Genomic DNA, 24256 nt, shown 5'->3' with positions numbered 1-24256 from the left:
CGCAAGAGTGAAACAAATGTATTATATCAAAGTTTTAGTTAATAATAAATGGTAGAGGGGTTAAGTTTTACAGCTATAGATTTTGAAACAGCGACAGCCAATCAGAACTCGGCATGTGCCATTGGGCTCGTTGTTGTTGAGCATGGTCTTATTGTGGATGAGTTTCATTCCCTGATTCGACCGCCCGGAAATCAATATATGTGGCAGACTACGCGCGTACACGGCATCAAACCACGTGATACATTCGACTCGCCGACTTTTGAAGAACTTTATTTTAAAATTAAGCCCCTTATCGCCAATCGCATGATGGTGGCCCATAATGAACTGTTTGATCGCAATGTACTGCGCAAGACGATGCTGCATTATAGTTTGCCCTATGAAAGCCTTGGCCTGTCCAATCAGTGGGAGTGTACATTTAAAATTTATCAAAGCAAAGGTTTTAAGCCTGCACGTCTCAATGCGTGCTGTGAAGTAATGGGGATCGACTTAAATCATCATGAAGCACTTTCCGATGCCCGGGCTTGTGCGGAGCTTTTTTTGATGCATAAGCTTGAACATAAAAAATAAGTCAGTATATTTAGGTGCCAGTTGTTTTAGGCATACACTTTGTTTGCAACTAATACACATTATTAATCATCATATGATAAAAACACCATTAAAAGAAGCACGGGTCGGCATTACATTTAGTGCTTTTGACCTGTTGCACGCCGGTCACATCAAGATGCTCGAGGATGCCAAGCGGCAGTGCGATTATCTGATCTGCGGCCTGCAGACCGATCCGACCCTGGATCGTCCCGAGAAAAACAAACCTGTACAGACTGTTGTTGAGCGGTATATACAGCTTAAAGGGTGCAAGTATGTCGATCAGATTGTTCCCTATGCGACGGAGCAGGACTTAGAAGATGTATTGCGGTCTTTTAAGATCGATGTGCGCATCGTAGGCGATGAATATCGCGAGCGCGAATTTACCGGGCGTCAGTACTGTGAAGAACAAGGCATAGATCTCTATTTTAATAGCCGTGACCATCGGTTCTCAAGTTCAGGTTTACGCCGAATTGTTGCCGAAAAGTCGGAGCAATAATTCTAATTGACAATTACAAATAGACATAGCGGTATTTTCTTACAGAAGACTGCTGATTATTAAACTGATAAATCCTTTCAAATGAAAATAGGCATTACATTTGGCGTATTTGATTTGCTGCATGCCGGTCATATTATGATGCTGGAAGAAGCCAAGCGTCACTGCGATTATTTAATTGTCGGATTGAATACCGATCCTTCAGAAGTTTCTCCCGAAAAAGCAAAGCCCACACAGACTATCGTAGAACGCTATATTCAACTGGAAGGCTGCCGATATGTTGACGAGATTATTCCTTATGAGACAGAGCAAGATTTGATCGATATGATCAAAGCCTTACCTATCAATCTTCGTATTATTGGCGAAGAATATCGCGATGCTGATTTTACAGGCAAGAAATACTGCGTTGAGGAAGGCATAGATATCTATTACAATAAGCGTACACACCGATTTTCAAGTGCCCAGCTGCGCAGAGTCGTCTATGAAAAAGAAACCACAAAGAAATAAGATGAATAAAGTTATACATGTCGTCCTGACGGGCGGCGTAGGGAGCCGTTTATGGCCCCTTTCGCGAAAAAGCTACCCTAAGCAATATCTTTCACTGTTTAAAGAAGGTTCGTTATTCGAGATGACCGTTAAGCGCAATCAGCCCCTTTGCGGACAGGTTATTGTGGTCGGCAACCGGGACAATCACTTGCTGAGCAGAGAGGTGATGGAAACCCAAGGTATCGCTTATCTCGATATTATCGAAGCTACGCCCCGCAATACGGCTGCTGCTATTGCTTTTGCTGCCTTTGCTGCTCAGCCCGATGATATTTTGATCGTAACACCTTCGGATCATGTTATAGTTGGTGATGAGGCATATCAGGATGCAATCAGTGAAGGAATCGAAAAAGCAAATAAAGGCTATATCGTGACCTTCGGTATCAAGCCCACCCGTCCCGAGACAGGCTATGGCTATATCGAATATAAAGATGATCATGTTCTTTCCTTTCGCGAAAAGCCCAATCAGGATACTGCCGAAGATTTTATCGAACGTGGCAATTTCCTGTGGAACTCTGGGATGTTTTGTTTTCGCGCAGATACTTTTCTTTCTGAACTGCAGACCTTTGAGCCCAAAGTTTACGCGACAGCACTTGCTGCCTGGCAGCATCGCCGCGATGGGGAACTCGATGTTGATCTGTCCAAAGAGGTTCCATCTATATCAGTAGACTATGCCGTTATGGAACGTTCAAAAAAAATTCGTGTTGTTGCTACTGCTTTTGATTGGTCTGATCTCGGCTCTTTCGAGTCCATGTATGATTATCTCAAATCAACCGGGCACCCTGTCGATGAAAATGGTAACATGGTCATAGGTACCGATACCTATACTGCATTTGTAGGTCTGAAAAATGCAATCCTAGTCTATACCAAAGATGCTGTTTTGGTTTTGCAAAAGGAAAAATCACAGGACGTTAAAAAGATTTACAATACATTAGAGCGACATCAGTCAAAATTGATCGATTAATACCAAAGGTGCATTGTATTCCTAAGCCTTACGTCTACACTTTCATCTTACTGAAGATATAAAACAACATTTTTCCAACAGTATTGGTCGTCGATTTTTTAAGATAAAATAATATAAAGTTAAAACTAATTCACTATACGGATTTGATAATTTAAATCCGTATGAGTACTTTTGTTGCTCAATAAGCTATCCAATGCTAGAAACTCTGATTACTTCAAAGACACGGCTGAAATTGCTGATCAAATTTTTTGTGTCAGCAACAAACAGGGCACATCTGCGAGGCTTGGCAGAGGAGTTTCAGGAATCTACCAATGCCATTCGTAAGGAACTAAATCAACTTTCAGAAGCTGGTTACCTCGAACGTAAAACTGAAAAGAATAAGATCGTATATAGTGCCAATACGAAGCATTCGTTATTTAGGCCTATCCAAAATTTGATCCATACGTTTTTGGGTATCGACCAGCTGGTGGAGCAAGTGCTTGACCAAGCGGGTCATATTCAGGAGGTGAGTCTATTGGGCGATTATGCTAAGGGCTTGGACACCGGAACAATCGAGGTCCTTATTTTAGGGGATGATATAAATGAGGCATACTTATTGCTGTTAGCGGACAAGATTGGGGAACATTTAGGTAAAAAGGTATGTCTTTATTTTAATAAAGTTTCAGGCGAGCAAAAGATTAAACTTTATTTGAATGACGATCAGTACATTAAAAGATATTAAGCTATATGAATAAAACAATTATCATTACCGGCGGAGCCGGATTTATAGGTTCCCATGTGGTGCGTGAATTTGTTAATAAATACCCCGAATATCATATTATCAATCTGGATGCTTTGACGTATGCGGGTAATTTAGAAAATCTAAAGGACATTGAAAATAAACCCAATTATCAATTTATAAAGGCGGATATTACCGATGCCAGTTTGATTTTTGATATTTTTCGTCAGCACCAGCCGGATGGTGTTATTCATTTGGCTGCCGAATCCCATGTAGACCGATCCATTACAGACCCCACAGCCTTTGTGATGACCAATGTCATTGGTACAGTTAACCTGCTAAACGCTGCGAAAGAGATCTGGAAGGAAAATTATCAAGGGAAGCGTTTTCATCATGTTTCTACCGATGAGGTTTTTGGCGCATTAGGAGCGACAGGATTGTTTACTGAAGAGACTAAGTACGATCCACATTCGCCTTATTCTGCGTCAAAGGCATCTTCCGACCATTTCGTACGTGCCTATCACGATACCTATGGCCTTCCAATTGTGCTGACCAATTGCTCGAATAACTATGGACCAAATCATTTCCCGGAAAAGTTAATTCCCCTGTGTATCCACAATATATTAAATAATAAGCCATTGCCTATTTATGGTGATGGGAAATATACACGGGATTGGCTGTTTGTTATTGATCATGCCAAAGCGATCGATCTGGTTTACCATAATGGTCAAAACGGCGGCTCCTATAACGTTGGCGGATTCAATGAATGGCAGAATATAGATTTGGTGAAGGAATTATGTAAGCAAGTCGATGAAAAATTGGGGCGTCCGGCTGGTACTGCTGCGGAGCTTATTACTTTTGTGAAAGATCGGCCAGGCCATGATTTACGTTATGCCATTGATGCCAGTAAGATCAACCAAGAGTTAGGTTATGAACCCTCGGTCACATTTGAGCAGGGGCTTTCCATCACCATCGATTGGTTTTTAAACAATCAGGAATGGTTGGATCGTGTTACTTCAGGCGATTACCAAAATTATTACGCAAATCAATATAACTAATTTCTTCGATGCAAGTTACAGAAACAAAGTTAAAAGGCTGTTTTATTTTGGAGCCGGCCAAATATGGTGATTCAAGGGGGTATTTTATGGAAAGTTTTAATGAAAAAACCTTCAATGACCTCACTAGTACAAATACTCATTTTGTGCAGGATAATCAGTCCTATTCAACGCGGGGTGTTTTGAGGGGGCTGCATGCACAAGCAGGTGAACATGCTCAAGCAAAATTGGTACGCGTTCTCCAAGGAGAAGTGATTGATGTTGCGGTAGATGCCCGGCCAGATTCAGCTACTTTTGGGCAATATGTAGCCGTTAACTTATCGGCGGACAATAACTTACAGCTATTTGTTCCACGTGGATTTTTACATGGTTTTGTCGTATTGAGCGAAACAGCGACCTTCTTTTATAAGTGCGACAATTTTTACAACAAGCAGTCTGAGTGTGGGGTGCATCCCTTGGATGCAGATTTGGCTGTAGACTGGCAGATACCCACAGCAGAGATGTTATTGTCCGAAAAAGATCAAACTGCACCCAGTTTCAAGGAGGTCTTCGGGGTATGAGGGTAGTTATTACAGGAGCTAATGGACAGCTTGGGTCTGAGTTAAAAGACCTGTTGTCTCCACAAACGGATAAAGACTGTTTTTTCTTGGACCGCCAGGAACTTCCTTTGGAGCATACGCAGATTATACAGGATATTTTAGGGCAGTATCAGCCCGATATCATTATTCATGCTGCGGCCTATACCGCTGTAGATAAGGCCGAATCAGAGGCCGAATTGGCTGATCGGATCAATCATTTAGCCACAGAAGAAATCGCGCAATATTGCCGTCTTCATGGCTCAAAATTGATTGCTATTTCTACAGACTATGTATTTGATGGGAACTCAGCTATCGCACTGACTGAAGATGCGCCAGTTGATCCAGTGAATGTTTATGGGCTCACCAAACTAAAGGGTGAGCAAGCTATTCAAAAATGGCTTCCAGAGGGTATCATTATTCGGACTTCCTGGGTCCATTCGACCTATGGCAATAATTTTGTGAAAACCATGATCCGTTTAATGGGGGAGCGCGAAGAGATTTCTGTTATAAACGATCAGATTGGTTCTCCAACCTATGCAAAAGATTTAGCTGAGGCTATTCTGACTATTATGGGTTCAGGTGTATGGGAAGGTGGGATCTATCATTTTAGCAACGAAGGTGAGATTTCATGGTATGACTTTGCTGTTGCGATTCGGGATTTAAAAGGATTGGATTGTCAGATCCATCCCATTCCTACGACCCAGTATCCTACTCCTGCAAGACGTCCAAAATATTCATTATTGGATAAAACAAAGATAAAAACCACGTTCAACCTGTCGGTACCATGTTGGCATGATAGTTTGAAAGCAATGTTAAATAAGTTATAATCAATCGCTAATTATGAAAGGAATTATATTAGCCGGGGGCTCTGGCACACGTTTACATCCATTGACTTTAGCTGTGTCTAAACAATTGATGCCCGTGTATGATAAACCCATGATTTATTATCCGTTGTCCACCTTAATGTTGGCAGGGATCAACGAAATTTTAATTATTTCCACGCCGCAGGACCTGCCCAATTTCCAGAAGCTATTGGGCGATGGATCACAAATCGGCTGTAAGTTTTCGTACAAAGAGCAACCCAGTCCGGATGGTCTGGCACAAGCCTTTATTTTGGGTGAGGAGTTTATTGGAGACGATAAAGTTGCATTGATTCTTGGAGACAATATATTTTACGCATCAGGGATGTCCAAGTTGTTGCAAGACTCATCGGATCCAGATGGTGGCGTGGTATTTGCTTATCAGGTTTCTGATCCCGAGCGATATGGTGTTGTGGAGTTTGATCAGGACAATAGGGTTGTTTCTATAGAAGAAAAGCCGAAGGAACCGAAATCAAAGTATGCCGTACCAGGCTTATATTTCTATGACAATGACGTTGTTGAGATTGCCAAGAATATTAAGCCTTCGCCGCGTGGAGAACTGGAGATCACGGATATTAATGCGGAGTATTTGAAACGCGAAAAATTAAAGGTGGGGGTTTTTGATCGGGGAACGGCTTGGTTAGATACAGGCACAATCAATTCACTGATGCAGGCCGGACAGTTTGTCCAGGTAATTGAGGAGCGCCAAGGGATGAAGATCGCCGCTATTGAGGAGGTTGCTTATCGTATGGGCTATATTGGTAGAGAGCAGCTGATTAAAATTGCAGAGCCTTTGAGGAAAAGTGGGTATGGGGAGTATTTGATGAAAGTTTGCAAATAGAAATATGAACAGAAAAAAAAATTTAATAATATTTGGAACGCGACCGGAAGCTATTAAAATGGCTCCTTTAGTTCTTGCGTTTAAGGAGAACAGCCAAGATTTTGATACTAGAGTTTGTGTAACGGCCCAACATCGGGAAATGCTTGACCAGGTGTTAGAATTTTTTCAAATAACACCAGATTATGACCTCGATATCATGAAGCCAAATCAAAATTTATATGGTTTAACGGCTGATATTATAACACAATTAAAACCGGTTTTGGAAGATTTTTCACCTGATTTTGTTTATGTCCATGGTGATACAACTACGACGATGGCAGCAAGTATAGCATCTTTCTACGCTGGAGCGAAAGTTTGTCATATTGAGGCTGGATTACGTACCCATGATAAACGTTCGCCTTTTCCAGAAGAAATCAATAGACAAGTGACTGGACGTATTGCAGACTACCATTTTGCGCCAACGGAACAATCAAAAGAGAATTTACTCCGTGAAAATATTTCCAACGATTCAATATTGGTTACGGGAAACACGGTTATTGACGCCTTGTTGGATAGTTCAGTTAAGGTTAAAGATATAGAGAGTCCCGAAATTAATGCTTTACGAAAACTTGTTGATCCCACCAAAAAGCTTATTTTAGTTACGGGTCATCGTCGTGAAAACCATGGGCAGGGATTTATTAATATTTGTGAAGCTTTACGTGATATAGCCATCCATAATCAAAATGTTCAGATTATTTATCCGGTTCATTTAAATCCAAATGTTAAGGGGCCGGTTTATGAAATTTTATCAGGTATTGAAAATATAGATTTGATCGAACCATTAGCTTATCCGGCTTTTGTGTGGCTGATGTCGAATTCTTATCTCATTATTACGGATTCGGGCGGCGTACAAGAAGAAGCTCCGAGTCTGGGAAAACCAGTGTTAGTGATGCGTGATACTACAGAAAGGCCAGAAGCGGTAGAAGCGGGAACGGTTATATTAGTTGGTACTGACAAAAAGAAAATAGTTGAGGAGGCTAGTGCTCTTCTTTCAAAAGATACACTTTACAAAAAGATGAGCGAACTCCATAACCCATATGGCGATGGTAAGGCATGTGCTCGTATCATAAACTTTATTTTACAGCAACGTTGATAAATTCTATTAAAAATAAAATAGGAGGCTTACTTTCTTCCGATTTAAACAAAAGGCTTTTTAACCATAGTTTTTGGATTTTAGTCGGAAATATAGTGTCAAAATTCTCGTTATTGATTGCTACTGTAGTAATGACGAGGTTTATGGTAAAGGAAGAATATGGACAATTTGGAATTATAAAGTCTACGATTTTGATGTTCGCAGTTTTTGCCGGATTAGAATTGGGAATGACTGCCACAAAATATATATCTGAATTTAGGTCTATTGATAGGGGGAAAGTAGAACGAATTATTGGACTTTCCAATTTTTTTGCCATATTGTTAAGTTTGTCTATAGGATTATTCATTTATTGTTTTGCGGCGCAAATAGCGAATCAAATTGCTGCTCCCAATCTAGCGAAAGAAATCAGGATTTCATCATTTATCCTATTCTTCTCCTCTTTAAATGGAGTTCAGGCGGGTATTCTTAATGGGATTGAACGTTTCAAAGAATCTTCGATAAATAACGCTACGGCGGGGGTATTATCTTCTTTATTACTTGTTATCACTTCTATTTATGGCAATTTAGATTCGGTAGTACTTGCCTTTGGATTTAACTTTGTCATACTTTACGCACTAAATTACATATCCATAAAAAAATATTTCTATGTTGATTTCAGTATTCAGATTTTAAAACGAGAGAACTTTAAAGAGATCGGTGTTTTGTGGAAATTCAGTTTGCCGGCAATATTAGCCGGTTTAATGATAGGACCTGTAATTTGGCTTTGTAATTATTTTTTAGTTAACCAGCCTGGAGGCTATCAGGAGATGGCAGTTTTTGATATTGCAAATCAATGGCGTACAACAATCCTTTTTATCCCCGCGGCTTTATCCCAGATCGTATTGCCTTTATTAGCATCTTCTGTTAATGATAAAGCTGCATATAGAATGTATTTCTATAAAAACTTAAAAATTAATATATATGTAGGGCTGCTTTTTGTAATTGTTTTGGTACTATTAACGCCCGTTATTGTTTGGTTTTATGGAGGAAATTACATCAATGCAACATATCCGATGCTTATTATGTTTATTACAACGGCTTTTATAGCGGCAAATAACGTTATCGGTCAGGCAATTGCTAGCCAAGGTAGAATGTGGTTAGGTTTCTTTGTGAATTTAATGTGGGCACTTGTTCTGATCTTTTCCACGTATATTTTAGTGGTTCAAAATAGTTTTGGAGCTACTGGTCTTGCTTTAGCATATCTTATCAGTTATATTTTTCATAGTTTTGTTCAATTTGTATTTGTAAGGAAATTTTTATAGTATATGATTTTATTTTTGGCAGATTATCCGCTAGGCGAAGTAGTAAAGGAAGGAATGTCCCAGCGAATCTTAAATATTGATAGCTTTCATTCGGATCAAGAACGCGTTTATCTATGCGTTTCGCCCTTTCGCTATCGAAAGTTACACAAGCAAAATATTTCAGATAAGATAACGCTATATCATTGTAATAGTATTATTCATTTATGGACCATAATTGGATTGTTCAAAAGGGCAAGCAAAGTATACATACATTCTGTTTATAATGTGCTACCCAGCTTTCCATATATAGCTACGTTTAGCAAGAAATATGTGCTTGATCTACACGGGGTCGTTCCAGAAGAAAATGAGCTAATTGGAGCAAGTTTTAGAAGGTCAGTTTTTAATAAATGTGAACGATTAATTTTTTCAAGGAAAAATACTACTGTTATAACTGTCACAGATTCAATGCGGGAATATTACAAAAAGAAATATCCCTGGAGCAAAGTTAGATTCATAAAGTATACTATATTTCCAAACAACCTTAATCATTTTGCTTACGATGCAGAATCAAAAGATACTAAGGTTCATATTGTTTACTCGGGCAATTTGCAAAAATGGCAGAATATCGAATTGATGCTAGAAGCTGTGGAAAAGATGATGGAGAATGCGAATTATGTATTTCACCTACTTACCGGTGAACCGCTAGAATTAAAACGGCTTGTATCCCAAAAGATAGGTGATTCTGAGCAGATAAGCGTTCGAAGCCTACACCCTTCTCAATTGGGTGAAGTATATAGTCAATGCCATTATGGATTTGTATTACGTGATGATATTGTTGTTAATAATGTAGCATGTCCAACTAAAATTATTGAATACATGAATTATGGTATTGTTCCTATTGTATTAAGTGATCATATAGGCGATTTCAGATCGTATGGTTATGAGCGTGTCACACTTCAGCAAGTTAGTAGTTTAGTGCCCAAAAAAAGCGCTCACAATGTAAATATTATCCAACGTATGAAGTCCGAAAATGTACTTGTTGATATAAGGAATCTTTAATCGAATTTTCGTTTTATGGAATTTTACTATTCGATTTTTATTATTAGCTTTCTATTGTGCTTTTTTGACTTCGTAGATATTAAGGGGGTCAAAAATGCATTGTATTTCCTTTTTAGTGCATTTTTAATAATCATTGTTGGATTTCGATCAATTGGGATAGATAATGATAGCAGAGCTTATGAAGCTATGTATAACTTTTATGGTAAAGCGTCTGTGCCACAGATAATAAAAGGTGGTTTTGGATATGTAGAAAAAGGTTATGTATTTTTGAACCATTACCTATATAAATTAGGCTTCACATTTCGCTCTTTTCTCCTACTTATATCTGTCGCTACCGGATATCTGAATTTCAGATATTATCAAAAGAAATCTACTTATATATTTCTATCCCTGCTTTTTCATCTTAGCTTCTTTTATCTTTACAGAGATTTTACACAAATCCGATATGGCTTTGCCTGTTCAATGATCTTTTGGAGCGTTGAAGCATATCTAAATAGGTCTTACAAATGGGCATTGCTGATTTTTTTAGCCGCATTATCTGTTCATAATGCCTCTATTGTTTTAATTCCTGCTCTATTATTTTTACGGTATGTGGATAATAAATACATCTATCTTTTACTACCGTTCCCCAGTCTAATTCTGGGCAAGGTCTTAAATGTGTTTAGCTATTTGACGAATTCCGGCTTATCGACAGATCATATGGCGATTTACCAAAATGACCAAAGTGGTGGTAGCCTTTCGATTTCTATCATTGGTTATGTCCTAGTTTTGCTATACATAATAGCAAATTTTAGAAATCGGGCTATGGTACATGAAAAATCGAGTTATTTCTATTGGAAACTAGTGGCCTTGAGTGTTTCTCTTAACTTTTTAGTTATAGATATATCGATATTCCAGCGTTTTTCCTTTATTCTTTTTCAGTTTTCTGTTATTTTATTACCCTATATCGTGGACGATTTTCGACTTAATTTCCGAAGAAAAGATCATTTTTTGATGTTATATTTTCTTTATAGTCTGCTGCTCCTCCTCTATGGATTACGTATGATAGATATCAACTTGATTAGACCTTACACAACTTTTTAATATGATAGATATTTTAATGGCGACGTATAATGGTGGATTATACATTGAAAACCAAATACTTTCGCTTTTGGCACAAACTTTTAGCGATTGGCGGGTATTAGTTCACGATGACGGATCAACAGATGATACAATGGCAATAGTCCGCAAATATGCGGTTCTAGATTCTCGTGTTACGATTGTTGATGACGGGATTAAACTGGGAAATGCAGGTTTAAATTTTTTACATCTGCTTTCTTATGCAGATAGCGAATATATTATTTTCTGTGATCAGGATGATATATGGTTTGAGTCGAAGTTGACCATATTAGTGGAAGAACTCCAGAAGTGTTCGGGTCCAAGTGCAGTGTACTGTAATGCTTACGGTTACAATGGCCGTGTAATAACTGCCGCCAAAGTTTCGCTAATTGAGCGGAACGATCTTTCGAATAGTTTATTTTTGAATAGTGGTGTACAAGGATGTTCTTTAATGTTCAATAAAAAGTTAAGAGATCTTATTCTTGATTTACCAGACTATATCTGCATGCACGACCATTATGTCACTATGTCTGCAATATGTTTTGGTGAATTAAGATATGTTGACAGCTCCTTGATGCTTTATAGGCAGCACGATCGCAATGTTACAGGGAATGTTTCAATTTCTTTACTTGATCGTTTGCGTACTTTCTTAAATCGTAATAATTCTATTATTGACGAGAAGCACTTTCGCGCGAACGAAAGCTTCTTTATGAAATTCAAAACAAGATTGAATTCTGAGCAGCAGAAAACTTTTCAGGCCTATCTCGATTTCCCATTGATGAGTTTAACCCGTAAGATATGCAGTGTAATTCGTTATCGTTTTAGAATTGGTAAAAGTCGAATACTATTGATTATTAAGATTCTTTTTAAAAAAACAATTTAAGCAATGTTTCTAACTATAATAACTGCAACCTATAATAGAGCTTATTGTCTTCCCAATATTTATAACTCCCTGTTATATAATGTCCGACAAGATTTTGAATGGATTATTGTAGATGATGGATCCATAGATGAAACAGAGAAACTTGTGACAGGATGGATTATTGAAGATAAAATCAATATCAGATATGTCAAGCAAATCAACGGAGGAAAAACTAAGGCGGTCATGAATGGTTTTTCACAAGTTATTCATGGAAGGTTTTCTGTCGTGCTAGATTCTGACGATTATCTTATGGAAGGTATTATTGCAGATTTGAAGGGCGAAGCGGAAAATCTCGCGGACAATTGTATAGGGCTTGTGGGCTTAAAATCTGATCTCGAAGGGAAGATTATTGGAACTAAATTCACAAAATCATCCTCCACGTATTTAGAAATGTATTTTGGCAGTAAGCCGGTGAAAGGAGATAAATTGTTTTTTATAAAAAGCATCTTTTACAAAAAATCTTTTATAGAGCCCTATAATGGCGAGAAATTTGTTCCAGATAATATTCCATATATTATTACAAATAAATATGGTTATTTTAAATGTCTAAACAAGATTGTATACAAGGGCGAGTACCTGATTGATGGAATGACAGCCAACGTTGTTAAGATGGCGGCAAATAATATCAGAGGATTTATATTAGAGAAGAAAATGCTTCAAAGTGAGAGCCTCGATTTAAAAGAGCGGTTAAAAAATGAGATTAAATATGTCTACTACAGCCGTGGAGCTGGTTTAACATTTTTAGATATTTTTTCAAAATCAAAGCGCAAATTTTATACTGCTTTGTTATACTATCCCGTTTCACTATTTCTTCGTTCAAGAATTAATGAATTACGTAAACTAAATACTAAGCGAAAAAAATGAAATATATAAAGCTACTTGCACTTTTTTTGAATTTGTTTGTATTCCTCTCCTGTATTGGGGCGGAGTCAATTTTAAATGTAAAGGATTTTGGTGCGGTTCCTAATGATAAGAAAGATGATATAAAGGCATTTCAGTCTTGTATAAATGCGGCAGTAAAAATAAAAGGTAAGGTTCTTATTCGTGTTCCAGCTGGTACTTATGATTTATCAAAAGAATTGACTTTTGACTTTTTAGATGGCGATATTTCTTTCATCGGAGAAGTTAAAAATGGTGTAAAGCCAACGTTGCAATCTACATCTCCTACCCATATAATCTGGGTCAAAGGTTTTCTTTTTAGTCCATCAAAAGGGAGTTTTACCATTAAAAATCTAAATATAGTTGGGTTTAATACACCTTATACGCCAACTCATCCCAAGATCAATAAAGACAAGTGGTACGCGGCATTATTAATTACAGATAAATCGAGGGCAACCGTTGATCAAGTTTCAATAAGCAATTTCTACGGTCAGGGTATACATATCTCCACAACAGCAACAGAACCTGCTTATCGAACAGGTGCCTTTTCATCCGTCAGCATATCAAATTGCCGAATCACTGATGTATGGGGCTTTAATCCAAAAAAGGATGATTATGGTGATGGTATTTACTTAGCCAATGTAGCATCTGGTAATTTGGAGAATAATATTATCGCTAATAGAGTTAGATCTACCAAGCAGCTTGGACGCGCCGGTATCGTTTTAGAATATATGTGCCAGAATATTAGTGTCAAGTCTAACAGCGTTAATATGGGGTATGATCGAGCAATCCATATCGAAAATACATATGGAGGGCATAAAATAACCCACAATTCATTTAAGGGGAGTGATCTTTGCATGATCATTGCAGAAAGTGGGAAAGGGGAGTATCTTCCAGTAATAATTGATAATAATACGTTTACAAATGAAAATCTTCCAAAAACAAATACCCTGATAAAAACATATGCAGCGAACAGCTTTGGTGATCGGGCATTAATATACATAATAACCTCCAGCAATTTTAATACTGAAAAATTTGTCTTTCAAAATAATAATCTAATTGTGGACCACAATTTTCAATACGGATCTAATGCGTTGATTAATAATCGAACAAAGGATGTCCGGTTTGAAAGAAATAAATTTGAGGCCAAGGTCGGCGGCAAAAATTTGTCTATATTCAATTATGGTAAAGGTAAATTGCTTAATAATCAAATGATAGGAGACTTAAACGTAAAGGAATGAGAATTTTGCAAATTATAGGCGGGCTGGAAACGGGTGGTGCAGAAAAACTGCTTGTCGATATTGTTCCTCTACTCGCTGATGAAGGACATACTGTGGATGTGGTTTTATTGAATGGCAAAATCACACCGTTTTACAAACAATTGGAAGCTTTCCACGCATGTAACATTTACGTATTAGGTCAGTCATTTTACACGCCGAGCCATATTTTTAAAATGATGCGTTATCTAAAAAAATATGATATAGTTCATGTGCATCTATTCCCAGCACAATATTTTGCTGCACTAGCCAAAATATTGTCTTTTTGTGGGACACCTATGCTATTTACAGAGCATAGTACAGGCAATTCGCGTATGGATAACCCTCTATTTCGCAAACTTGAGCGTGTAATTTATGCAAATTATCGGGCAGTAATCTGTATTACAGAAAGTGTTAAACTTTCGCTGATGGATAAATTAGGTTTGGAAGAAAAACGGTTACATGTAATTGAAAATGGAATTGACTTAACTGGCATACAAAAAATAGAAGCTATTGATAGGAGTTCACTTGGATTTTCAGAAAAAGACACATTGCTAATTATGATAGCTGGGTTCAGGGAGCAGAAAGACCAAGATACGGTAATTAAAGCTATGAAGCAATTGCCTGACGACTATAAACTATTGCTTGTTGGTGATGGAAAAAGACGAGATAAGCTGTGGCAATTGATCAGTGAGCTTTCCCTACAAGATAGAATAATGCTTTTGGGGGTGCGTACAGATGCTTACGCACTGCTAAAAATGAGCGATATTTCGATAATGAGTTCACATTGGGAGGGGTTTGGTTTAGCGGCCGTGGAAGCCATGGCATGCGGCAGGCCAGTCGTTGCGTCGAGCGTACCTGGGTTATCCGATGTTGTGGGTAAAGCGGGTCTATTATTTGAAAATGGAAACATAAGTGATCTTTGTTCGAAAATATTGAGCCTGAGAGATCAGAAATCGTATGCGTTCTATCAAAGCGCAGGACTTGAGCGTGCTCAAGATTTTAAATTAGAGACAATGGTAAATAAGTTAATTTCTCTTTATCGAAAACATGTTTAAAATCTTTCGGAAAACTGCTATAGTTAAAAAAACGTTAATCGTGTAACCAGCGGTAATAGGTAATAAAAGAGAGGAATAGATACAATTATATTTAATTAATCATAAGATAAATTAAAACTTGTCATTGTGCAACGATTTATGAATAAACTAATTAGAGTGTCAACAGTTCCGTCGTCATTAAATATTCTGTTAAAAGGGCAGCTTGAATTCTTAAGTCATGAATTTGAAATTATAGGCGTTTCCTCGCATGGTGATGATCTGACCGAGACACAATTGAGAGAGGGTATAAAAGTTATTCCAATAAATATGGAGAGAGGTATTAGTCCTTTAAAGGACTTGATATCGTTATTTAAACTTTATCTTCTCTTTAAAAGAGAGAAACCGCAAATCATACATTCTATTACTCCTAAGGCAGGTCTTTTATCGATGCTAGCAGGGAAATTAGCTTCAGTTCCTATTAGGATGCATACATTTACTGGGTTGGTTTTTCCTACAAAGAATGGGATTATAAAAAAAATACTAATCATCATGGATAGATTATTATGTTGGGCGGCTACAAACGTCTATCCGGAAGGAAATGGTGTCAAGAATGATTTAATAGCTTATAGAATAACATGTAAACCCTTACATGTTCTTGCAAACGGAAATGTTAATGGCATAGATTTAGTGCATTATTCCAAGATGGGGTGTGAATCATTAAATATATGTGGTTTAAAAGCCGAGTTAGGAATCGACAAAGGAGACTTTGTTTTCGTGTTCGTTGGTCGTTTAGTTGGTGATAAAGGAGTTAATGAACTAGTTAGTGCATTTAAATCGCTAAATAATGCAGCATGCAAGCTTTTGCTTGTCGGATCTTTTGAAGGACATCTCGATCCTCTACTTGAAAATACAGTGGTTGAAATTGCTAACAACCCTAATATATTATCGGTAGGTTTTCAGAAAGATGTTAGACCATATTTAACCATTTCAGATGTACTAATCTTGCCCAGTTATCGAGAAGGTTTTCCCAACGTCGTGTTACAGGCTGGTGCCATGCAATTACCATGTATTGTAACAGATATCAATGGTAGCAATGAGATAATTAAAAACGATGTAAACGGAATTATTATTCCAAAAGAAGATAGTGATTCAATTTTGAAAGCAATGGGTAAAATGATGCATGATAGAAACTATTATAATTTTTTAAGACATAATTCTCGCTCGATGATTGAATCCCGTTATGAGCAGTCATTAGTCTGGATAGCTCTTAAGGATGAATATGACCGATTATTGAAAGGTATTGAAATCAAGTAAAACGATATGTACAAATTTTTTTTAAAAAGACTATTCGATTTTTTAATAGCATTAATAGGTCTAATTTGTCTTGCGCCAGTTTTTGTTGTGGTGATGATTTGTCTTTACTTTGCTAATCAGGGGAAGCCATTTTTCTTTCAGTCGCGGCCCGGCTTGGATGAAAAGATTTTCAAGATCATCAAGTTTAAGACCATGAATGATAAAAAAGATCAGAACGGAAACTTATTGCCTGATGGAGATCGTTTAACTCCAGTTGGAGCATTTGTTCGCAGAACTTCATTGGATGAAATACCACAATTGATCAATGTGCTAAAGGGAGATATGGCCATCATCGGGCCACGACCGTTATTGCCTCAGTATCTTCCACTGTACAATGAAGAGCAAAAGAGAAGACATCAGGTCCGGCCCGGTATCACAGGCTGGGCGCAAGTGAATGGTCGTAACGCAATATCCTGGAGCAGGAAATTTGAATTGGATGTTTGGTATGTTGATCATTTGTCTTTTTTATTAGATATTAAGATCTTTTTCTTGACTATAAAAAAAGTATTTGTAAGAGAAGGCATATCCCAGGAAGGGCAAGCAACAATGGAAATTTTTAAGGGAAATAATTGAGATGAATCAAAATATTTTAGTCACATCAGCAGGGCAACGTGTCTCTCTGGTCAAGGCATTTCAAAAGGAGATAAAATCTTTAAACGAAAATAATAAGGTGTATACGGTCGATCTTAATCCAATTTTGGCGCCGGCCTGCCATGTTTCGGATGGTTATCGGACGGTAAAAAGGGTGACCGATCCAAATTATATTTCAGAACTTTTGCTGATATGTAAGGAGCTTAATGTCAAATTAATCATTCCAACCATCGATACAGAATTGCTCATTCTAGCCGAGCATAAAGATCTATTTCTCAGCCAAGGAATCATTCCCGTCGTATCTGATTTGGAATTTGTTCAAGCTTGCCGAGACAAGCGGATTATAAATGTTTTTTTTGAAAAGCATAATATAGAAATTCCAAAAAATTTAGATAAAGAAAATTTATCATTCCCACTATTTATAAAACCATATGATGGGTCTCTTAGTAAGGATACTTTTTTAATTGAAAATGAGTCGGAACTAACTGAATATCATTTTCAAAATGAAAAGTTGATGTTTATGGAGTATATCGATCATGCAAAACATGATGAATATACAGTAGATACCTATTATGATAGATCGGGTGATGTAAAATGCATTGTTCCACGTAAAAGAATATTTGTTCGGGCCGGAGAGATCAATAAGGGCGTTACGCATAAAAATGAAATCGTAAATTATTTGAAAAGTAGGCTTTCGCATATAGAAGGCGCAGTTGGCTGTTTGACGATGCAATTCTTTTTTAACCGCGAAACGAAAAGGATCATTGGTATTGAGATCAACCCGAGATTTGGGGGAGGATATCCTTTGAGCTATTTGGCAGGTGCAAATTATCCAAAATTTCTAATCGAGGAATATATATTAGACCGCGAGCTTGATTATGTTGAGGACTGGGAGGAAAATCTGCTGATGTTGAGATACGATGATGAAGTTTTAGTCCATCACTATGAAAAGTAAGTACATTATATTTGATTTGGATGATACGTTGGCATATGAGGTGGACTTTTTAAGATCAGCCTATATAGAAATTGCTGAACGCTTAGATCATCAGCATTGTACTGAACTTGCCAACAAAATGTATGATTGGTATATTCATGGTTTTAATGTTTTTGAAAAATTGACACAAAGTTATGATCGCGTAACAAAGGAAGAATTATTAGGTATATATAGAAATCATAAACCTACTATTCAGTTGATAGAAGGAGGGAAAGAACTTTTAGATTTCTGTAAAAATAAAGGTTATAAACTAGGTTTAATTACAGATGGAAGGTCTGTTACGCAAAGGAATAAAATAGCAGCTTTGGGTATAGCTGATTATTTTGACAAAATTATTGTTTCCGAAGAGTTTGGAACAACAAAGCCAAATCGAAACAATTTTGAAATATTTAAGGATCCCAGCGTTGAATCCTATTATTATATCGCAGACAATGTATCTAAAGATTTTGTGACACCAAATTTATTGGCTTGGAAGACTATATGCTTGTTAGACAAAGGATTTAATATTCATAAGCAGGATTTTGAAAAGGACTTATCTTTTCTGCCTATGCACAAAGTTTCTGGATTAGAGGAGATTATAAAAATTGTTGAATAATTTGAATTTAAAAATAGATATTATGTCAGATAAAATATGGCTTTCTTCGCCACACATGGGCGGAAGTGAATTAAAATACATTCACGAAGCATTCGATCAGAATTGGGTCGCACCTCTAGGTCCGAATGTTAATGGATTTGAAGAAGATCTAGAGCAGTTCTTACATGCAGATGTTAAAGTCGCTGCACTATCCGCTGGAACAGCCGCATTGCATCTTGCATTGATCCAATGCGGTGTGGGCCATGGAGACGAAGTCATTTGTCAATCCATGACTTTTTCAGCTTCTGCTAATCCGATTGCCTATTGTGGAGCCACTCCTGTTTTTGTGGATTCGGAACCCGAAACATGGAATATCTGTCCAAAAGCACTTGAACTGGCTATCCAGGATCGGATCTCTAAGGGAAAAACTCCAAAGGCAATTATCGCTGTCCACTTGTATGGTATGCCCTATAAAGTGGAAGAAGTGAAGGCAATTTCCGAAAAATATCATATCCCTGTTATCGAAGATGCTGCGGAGGCTCTAGGGTCGACTTTTAAAGGTCAGGCTGCAGGAACTTTCGGCAAGTTTGGTGTATTATCATTTAATGGTAATAAAATCATCACTACCTCCGGTGGGGGAGCGCTGGTGTGTCATCATCAGGAAGACAAGGACAAGGCGGTTTTCCTTTCAACGCAGGCGCGCGACAATGCTCCGCATTATGAGCATTCACATATAGGGTACAATTATCGAATGAGCAACATAGTGGCCGGTATTGGTCGGGGTCAGATGGAAATTTTGGTCGACCGTGTAGCTGCTCGTCGACAAATGCACAATTTTTACATCGATCTTTTTAAGGATATTGAGGGGGTTACTGTATTTTCTGAACCTAATTCTGATTATTATTCCAATCATTGGCTTTCGGCCATTACAATAGATCCTCTGAAGGCTAAACTAACTAGAGAAGACCTTAGATTGGCATTTTTGGAAGACAATATTGAGTCAAGACCATTATGGAAACCAATGCATTTGCAGCCAATATTTGCGCAGGCACCCTATTATGGCGGAAAAGTTGCCGAAGAACTGTTTGAAAATGGTCTTTGTTTGCCTTCCGGTTCGAGCCTGACAGATCAAGACCGTGATCGTATCGCTTCGAAAGTGAAATCGGTATTTGTATAGATAGGATCGAGCGATCTATATAACAAAAAGACTTAGGCTGCAACTTGCGGACTAAGCCTTTTTGTTATATGTATTCCGAAATTCGGCATATTATTTGAGTATATGGATCCGGAAATAGAAAGGGATTTCCTCGTTTCATATTCTATCCTGTAGAGCGGATATTATATGCCTTTTATAACATAATTAACTTGCGTATTTAAATGATTAATTTCTGGAGAGAAGGGATGCTTTTTGATAAACCCCGCTGGATGATCCTTTTGTTGGACATGCTGATTGTTGTACTGGGTTTTGGTATCAGTTATTTCTTGATCTTCAAACATCGGGGTACTGTTGATTTTGATAAATTGTGCATGCAGGCAGTCGTTATCTCAGCAGTATATTTCGCCTGTTTTCTATTGTTGGGCACATTTAGGGCAGTGATGCACAAGACAGGTATCCGGGATCTTCAGCAGCTTGTTTTTGCGGTTGTCGTCGCATTTATTGTGGCCGAAATGTTGAGCAAAGTCATCGAGTTTGTTGCTCCACTGGGCTCTTTCCTCTCAGGTATGCTTCCTTTTTCAGATACACAGCTGCTATTTCATGCTTTGATTTCAGGATTTGTACTGACATTTACCCGCGTGCTGTACCGGGCTATCTATCACGAACTTGTCTGGAACCAAAAGGACAACCGTATTCCGGTTATTCTTTTTGGAGCGGGTACAATGGGCAATACAACCTTTCACTTTATTCACACCACATCCCGCAATAAATACCGTATTGTCGCTATTATGGACGACAAGCCCAGCCGTATCGGCAAGCGTATTCAGGGATTTAAAGTTCACGATATCCAAAACTTGGATAAAGAATTTGTAAAGCGGCATGGGAATGCACACGAATTGATTATTGCTGTCGACGACCATACACCAAGTAGGTTGCAGCGCGTATTTAAATTGGCCGAACCAATCCCTCTAATTGTAAAAATTATCCCAGATACAGCACGTTTGCTTGCCGGTGAAGTTGCCACGCGTCAGATCAGGAGTTTGCGTGTAGAAGATCTGCTCGGGCGTAAAACGATCGATATGGACAATCCAGCTATTGCTGATGAAATGAATGGGCAGGTTGTTTTGGTCACTGGTGGGGCAGGCTCTATTGGAAGTGAGCTGGTCCGCCAGCTAGCGCGTACCAGCGTCAAAAAGCTGATCGTATTGGATCAGGCCGAGTCGGCGTTATATGAGATTCAGCAGGAACTGCGGTCAAGCCCCAATTTTGAATCCTTTAGCTTTGTTGTCGGTGATATCCGCAACGAGTCTTTTATGGATGCTGTTTTTCAGGCCTTTTTGCCGACCTATGTCTTTCACGCAGCAGCCTACAAACATGTTCCGTTGATGGAAGCCAATCCCTACGAATCGGTTCTGACCAATGTGTGCGGATCTTATTCGCTGGCCCAACTGGCCGATAAATACCAGGTCATCAAATTTGTAATGGTCTCCACAGACAAAGCCGTCAATCCGACCAACGTGATGGGGGCGACAAAGCGTGTCGCCGAAATTGCCGTATCGACCGTCAATGCGAGCTCCAGGACCAATTTTATCATTACCCGATTTGGGAATGTGCTGGGGTCGAATGGCTCAGTCATACCCCTATTTGAAAAGCAGATGCTCTACGGCGGTCCTTTGACGATTACGGACGCCAACATTACTCGTTATTTTATGACTATACCCGAAGCCTGCCAACTGGTCCAGGAAGCAGGAGTAATGGGCAAGGGCGGTGAAATATTTGTCTTTGATATGGGACAGCCTGTCAAGATAATGGATCTTGCCAAGCAGATGATTCGGCTCAAGGGATATCAATATCCCGAGGATATTGATATCAAAATTGTCGGGTTACGGCCTGGGGAGAAAATTTTTGAGGAGCTGCTTGCAAACGGAGAAAATACAGAAAAAACATACCATAAAAAAATTATGATCGCTAAGGTCAATAGTACCGATCTGCCATTTCAGAAGGCTAGGGTAGCGCAGCTTTGCGAATTTGTGAAGAATGCCAATCCTTCCGCCGATAAAATGGAATTGGTCAGGATGATCAAAGCGATTGTGCCAGAATATAGATCACAGAATTCTATCTTTCAGACCTTAGATAACTAGCGCTGTCTATTTCACCCATCGAAATCCTTAGCTGGTCCAATCTACGACCGGCTTCCCCCTTTTGACCCAAGTTTCCAAGTTGAAGAAGTTTTTTTAATTTGGCAGATTCTCCTGGTCATAATTTTGTGACAATTTCCTAATTTTTTTATTCTCCGTAAATTTTAAAGGTTTTCTTCCTGATTTCGAGGAAATAAGTGCATTTTCTCGTGCAAATTACGGTCTAAATAAGCTCAATTTTTAAAGGAATTGCGAAGTAATTGTGAAATTTTGATAAAAACATTAAAAAAGATAAAGATTATTAAATTTTGTTGTCTATATTTGTCATACTACAATCTACAATTATTAAAACACGAGAGTATTTGACTGCATGATTATCCAAGCGGATGATGCAATTTGTGCGGAAAAATCCAGTCAACTAAATTCTGAAGAGAAGCCTTATTATTTAAAAAAACAATTATTGAGATCTGATCATAAACAGATAGAACTGACATAGAAAAAGTGAATTTATTGCTCTTTGGCTTCATGGGGAAGCCAATTTGAGCTATAGTTTTCTCAATTATAGGTATTTACCTGTACGGGTACTTTGCGCCGCTTATGTTTCTTGTTAGGAAAAATGTTTAAAATTAGGTTTTTTAATTTTTTATTAACTATTTGAATATTTAACTAATAAAGATTATTATGCATAAGTATGTTCAAAATCGCGTTTTAGCTTATTTAAAAATGCTGCTCGCTTTGACAGATGCAGTGTCTTTGAATATCCTATTTGTGCTTGCCTACTCTGTCGTAGCCAACAATGGTTGGATGGATGTGGGGCAGGAAGTGCCGGCTAGTTTTTACTCATTGTGGACGACTTTTAATCTTGTTGCTATCATTTCGTCGCTCTATATGCGGCTTTATGCTGATGCGACCATCGAGCGGCTTGAGAATGTATTCCGTATCACGTTGCGTACGGCACTGTTGCTGGTTGCAATTTTTGCGGGCTGTATCCTGATCGGCCATCATCTTAAGGGAGTTTGGGTTTTCTTTGTCGTGGTGGCAGCAGGTATGTTTATCTACCTTGCTCTGTCCCGTTTTGTGTTGACCTATGTCTATACGGTATTGCCGCGGCGCTTAGGTTGGAGCAAGCAAGTAGCCTTGATCGGCCACAACGATTACATGGCTGGTGTGGCAGGGATCCTTGCCAAGGAGCATCCATTTTATCATGTCAACACAATCGCTTACCGCGACGATCCTGGTTTGCCGAGCAAAGATGATACTTTGACTAGGTTCAGACGTTATTTTGAGGAGGTCGCCAGTTTGGGGATCTTTGATGTGTTTGTCGTCAATTCCCCCGATATTTCGAGCTGCAGCAGAGAATTGATCATGGCAGCTGACAGCAAATGTGTGCATCTCAATTTTGTGACTGCTCCGGCTGAAATGATGCCGTATTCCAGCAAAGATGGCGTGCTGACGGTGGAATTGCCCGTGCTTCGCTCGCATGACGAATCGCTTTCGACGATGGAAAACCGCATCAAGAAGCGCATTGTTGATCTTGTCATTTCTACTTTCGTGATCGTATTCATTTTATCCTGGTTGATTCCTATTATCGGTTTGATTATCAAGATCCAGAGTCCAGGTCCGATTTTTTTCAAGCAGCCGCGTTCCGGACGTAATAATCAGACTTTTGATTGCTATAAGTTTCGGAGTATGGTTGTCAATACGGAGTCCAATGCAAAGCAAGCCGTCAAAGGCGATAAGCGTATTACGGCAATAGGTCAGTTTCTAAGAAAGACAAATCTGGACGAATTTCCGCAGTTTATCAATGTGTTTCTGGGGCAGATGAGTGTGGTCGGTCCACGTCCGCATATGCTTGCTCATACCGAACATTATAGCCAGCTGATCCAGCATTATATGGTGCGTCAGTTTGTAAAGCCCGGAATTACGGGCTGGGCACAGGTCAATGGCTGCCGCGGGGAGACTAAGGATCCTGGAGCAATGGCCAAACGGGTAGAATATGACCTGGATTATATGAATAACTGGTCGGCCATGCTCGACTTTAAAATTGTGTGCATGACCGTTTTGAACATGCTGCAAGGAGAGAAAAATGCTTATTAACGTTAATATTAAAACTGACAGATTATGAACAAAAAAGTTACCAGATTAACCGT

The 24256-nt window shown here is 38.5% G+C and carries 24 protein-coding genes; all 24 read left to right on the top strand.

The window, feature by feature from the left end; translation table 11 throughout:
* Positions 1–48 precede the first annotated feature (48 nt).
* The 24 genes from B3E92_RS00265 (at position 49) to B3E92_RS00155 (ending at position 24203) form a co-directional block, all read left to right on the top strand.
* Positions 49–567 carry a 3'-5' exonuclease gene (locus tag B3E92_RS00265; RefSeq protein WP_115045928.1) on the top strand — a complete coding sequence of 173 codons (519 nt, stop codon included), beginning with the start codon at positions 49–51 and terminating at the stop codon, positions 565–567.
* Positions 568–610: 43 nt separating this feature from the next.
* Entirely contained in the window at positions 611–1081 is a 471-nt protein-coding gene (locus tag B3E92_RS00260) for an adenylyltransferase/cytidyltransferase family protein (RefSeq protein ID WP_286894805.1), read from the top strand.
* Between the two features lie 81 nt (positions 1082–1162).
* Positions 1163–1585 (top strand): adenylyltransferase/cytidyltransferase family protein, encoded by a 423-nt coding sequence (locus B3E92_RS00255; protein WP_115045925.1) that lies wholly within the window; start codon positions 1163–1165, stop codon positions 1583–1585.
* Position 1586: 1 nt separating this feature from the next.
* Positions 1587–2585, top strand: coding sequence for a mannose-1-phosphate guanylyltransferase (locus B3E92_RS00250; protein WP_115049344.1), 999 nt, complete (start codon positions 1587–1589; stop codon positions 2583–2585).
* Positions 2586–2778: 193 nt separating this feature from the next.
* A complete protein-coding gene (locus B3E92_RS00245) occupies positions 2779–3306 on the top strand; it encodes a winged helix-turn-helix domain-containing protein (RefSeq protein WP_286894803.1) in 528 nt (175 codons plus the stop codon).
* Positions 3307–3311: 5 nt separating this feature from the next.
* Positions 3312–4361 (top strand): dTDP-glucose 4,6-dehydratase, encoded by a 1050-nt coding sequence (gene rfbB / locus B3E92_RS00240; protein ID WP_115045921.1) that lies wholly within the window; start codon positions 3312–3314, stop codon positions 4359–4361.
* Between the two features lie 8 nt (positions 4362–4369).
* Complete coding sequence (gene rfbC, locus B3E92_RS00235) at positions 4370–4918, top strand: dTDP-4-dehydrorhamnose 3,5-epimerase (protein ID WP_286894800.1); 549 nt, start codon at positions 4370–4372, stop codon at positions 4916–4918.
* Complete coding sequence (rfbD, locus tag B3E92_RS00230) at positions 4915–5763, top strand: dTDP-4-dehydrorhamnose reductase (protein WP_286894799.1); 849 nt, start codon at positions 4915–4917, stop codon at positions 5761–5763. The genes rfbC and rfbD overlap by 4 nt, the downstream gene beginning before the upstream one ends.
* Before the next feature lie 13 nt (positions 5764–5776).
* Entirely contained in the window at positions 5777–6637 is an 861-nt protein-coding gene (gene rfbA / locus B3E92_RS00225) for a glucose-1-phosphate thymidylyltransferase RfbA (RefSeq protein ID WP_286894798.1), read from the top strand.
* Between the two features lie 4 nt (positions 6638–6641).
* Complete coding sequence (gene wecB, locus B3E92_RS00220; RefSeq protein ID WP_286894797.1) at positions 6642–7769, top strand: non-hydrolyzing UDP-N-acetylglucosamine 2-epimerase; 1128 nt, start codon at positions 6642–6644, stop codon at positions 7767–7769.
* Complete coding sequence (locus B3E92_RS00215) at positions 7730–9070, top strand: oligosaccharide flippase family protein (protein ID WP_286894796.1); 1341 nt, start codon at positions 7730–7732, stop codon at positions 9068–9070. Before wecB ends, B3E92_RS00215 begins: the two co-directional genes overlap by 40 nt.
* Before the next feature lie 3 nt (positions 9071–9073).
* Positions 9074–10108 carry a hypothetical protein gene (locus B3E92_RS00210; protein WP_286894794.1) on the top strand — a complete coding sequence of 345 codons (1035 nt, stop codon included), beginning with the start codon at positions 9074–9076 and terminating at the stop codon, positions 10106–10108.
* A 15-nt stretch (positions 10109–10123) separates the two neighbouring features.
* Positions 10124–11191, top strand: coding sequence for an EpsG family protein (locus B3E92_RS24295; RefSeq protein ID WP_376781293.1), 1068 nt, complete (start codon positions 10124–10126; stop codon positions 11189–11191).
* Position 11192: 1 nt separating this feature from the next.
* Positions 11193–12089 (top strand): glycosyltransferase family 2 protein, encoded by an 897-nt coding sequence (locus tag B3E92_RS00205; RefSeq protein WP_286894792.1) that lies wholly within the window; start codon positions 11193–11195, stop codon positions 12087–12089.
* Between the two features lie 3 nt (positions 12090–12092).
* Positions 12093–12992 carry a glycosyltransferase family 2 protein gene (locus B3E92_RS00200; protein ID WP_286894790.1) on the top strand — a complete coding sequence of 300 codons (900 nt, stop codon included), beginning with the start codon at positions 12093–12095 and terminating at the stop codon, positions 12990–12992.
* Positions 12989–14248, top strand: a complete 1260-nt coding sequence (locus B3E92_RS00195) for a right-handed parallel beta-helix repeat-containing protein (protein ID WP_286894788.1) — start codon at positions 12989–12991, stop codon at positions 14246–14248. The genes B3E92_RS00200 and B3E92_RS00195 overlap by 4 nt, the downstream gene beginning before the upstream one ends.
* Positions 14245–15321, top strand: a complete 1077-nt coding sequence (locus tag B3E92_RS00190; RefSeq protein WP_286894787.1) for a glycosyltransferase — start codon at positions 14245–14247, stop codon at positions 15319–15321. Before B3E92_RS00195 ends, B3E92_RS00190 begins: the two co-directional genes overlap by 4 nt.
* 156 nt (positions 15322–15477) lie before the next feature.
* On the top strand, positions 15478–16614 hold the full coding sequence (locus tag B3E92_RS00185) for a glycosyltransferase family 4 protein (RefSeq protein WP_286894786.1): 1137 nt from the start codon (positions 15478–15480) through the stop codon (positions 16612–16614).
* Positions 16615–16620: 6 nt separating this feature from the next.
* The gene (locus B3E92_RS00180) at positions 16621–17226 is read left to right on the top strand and encodes a sugar transferase (RefSeq protein ID WP_286894784.1); all 606 of its coding nucleotides are present in this window, start codon (positions 16621–16623) and stop codon (positions 17224–17226) included.
* A gap of 1 nt (position 17227) precedes the next feature.
* Entirely contained in the window at positions 17228–18199 is a 972-nt protein-coding gene (locus B3E92_RS00175; RefSeq protein WP_286894782.1) for an ATP-grasp domain-containing protein, read from the top strand.
* A complete protein-coding gene (locus tag B3E92_RS00170) occupies positions 18189–18833 on the top strand; it encodes an HAD family hydrolase (protein ID WP_286894781.1) in 645 nt (214 codons plus the stop codon). Before B3E92_RS00175 ends, B3E92_RS00170 begins: the two co-directional genes overlap by 11 nt.
* Before the next feature lie 22 nt (positions 18834–18855).
* Positions 18856–19989, top strand: a complete 1134-nt coding sequence (locus B3E92_RS00165; protein WP_286894780.1) for a DegT/DnrJ/EryC1/StrS family aminotransferase — start codon at positions 18856–18858, stop codon at positions 19987–19989.
* Between the two features lie 200 nt (positions 19990–20189).
* Positions 20190–22109, top strand: a complete 1920-nt coding sequence (locus tag B3E92_RS00160) for a polysaccharide biosynthesis protein (RefSeq protein ID WP_286894779.1) — start codon at positions 20190–20192, stop codon at positions 22107–22109.
* Positions 22110–22787: 678 nt separating this feature from the next.
* Positions 22788–24203: an exopolysaccharide biosynthesis polyprenyl glycosylphosphotransferase gene (locus B3E92_RS00155; RefSeq protein ID WP_286894778.1), complete on the top strand. Its 1416-nt coding sequence runs from the start codon at positions 22788–22790 to the stop codon at positions 24201–24203.
* Positions 24204–24256: the final 53 nt, after the last annotated feature.

The sequence above is a fragment of the Sphingobacterium sp. UBA6317 genome (genome assembly GCF_002440385.1).
In the GTDB taxonomy this organism is placed as follows: Bacteria; Bacteroidota; Bacteroidia; order Sphingobacteriales; family Sphingobacteriaceae; genus Sphingobacterium; species Sphingobacterium multivorum.
This window is presented reverse-complemented; position numbering and strand designations above follow the sequence as displayed.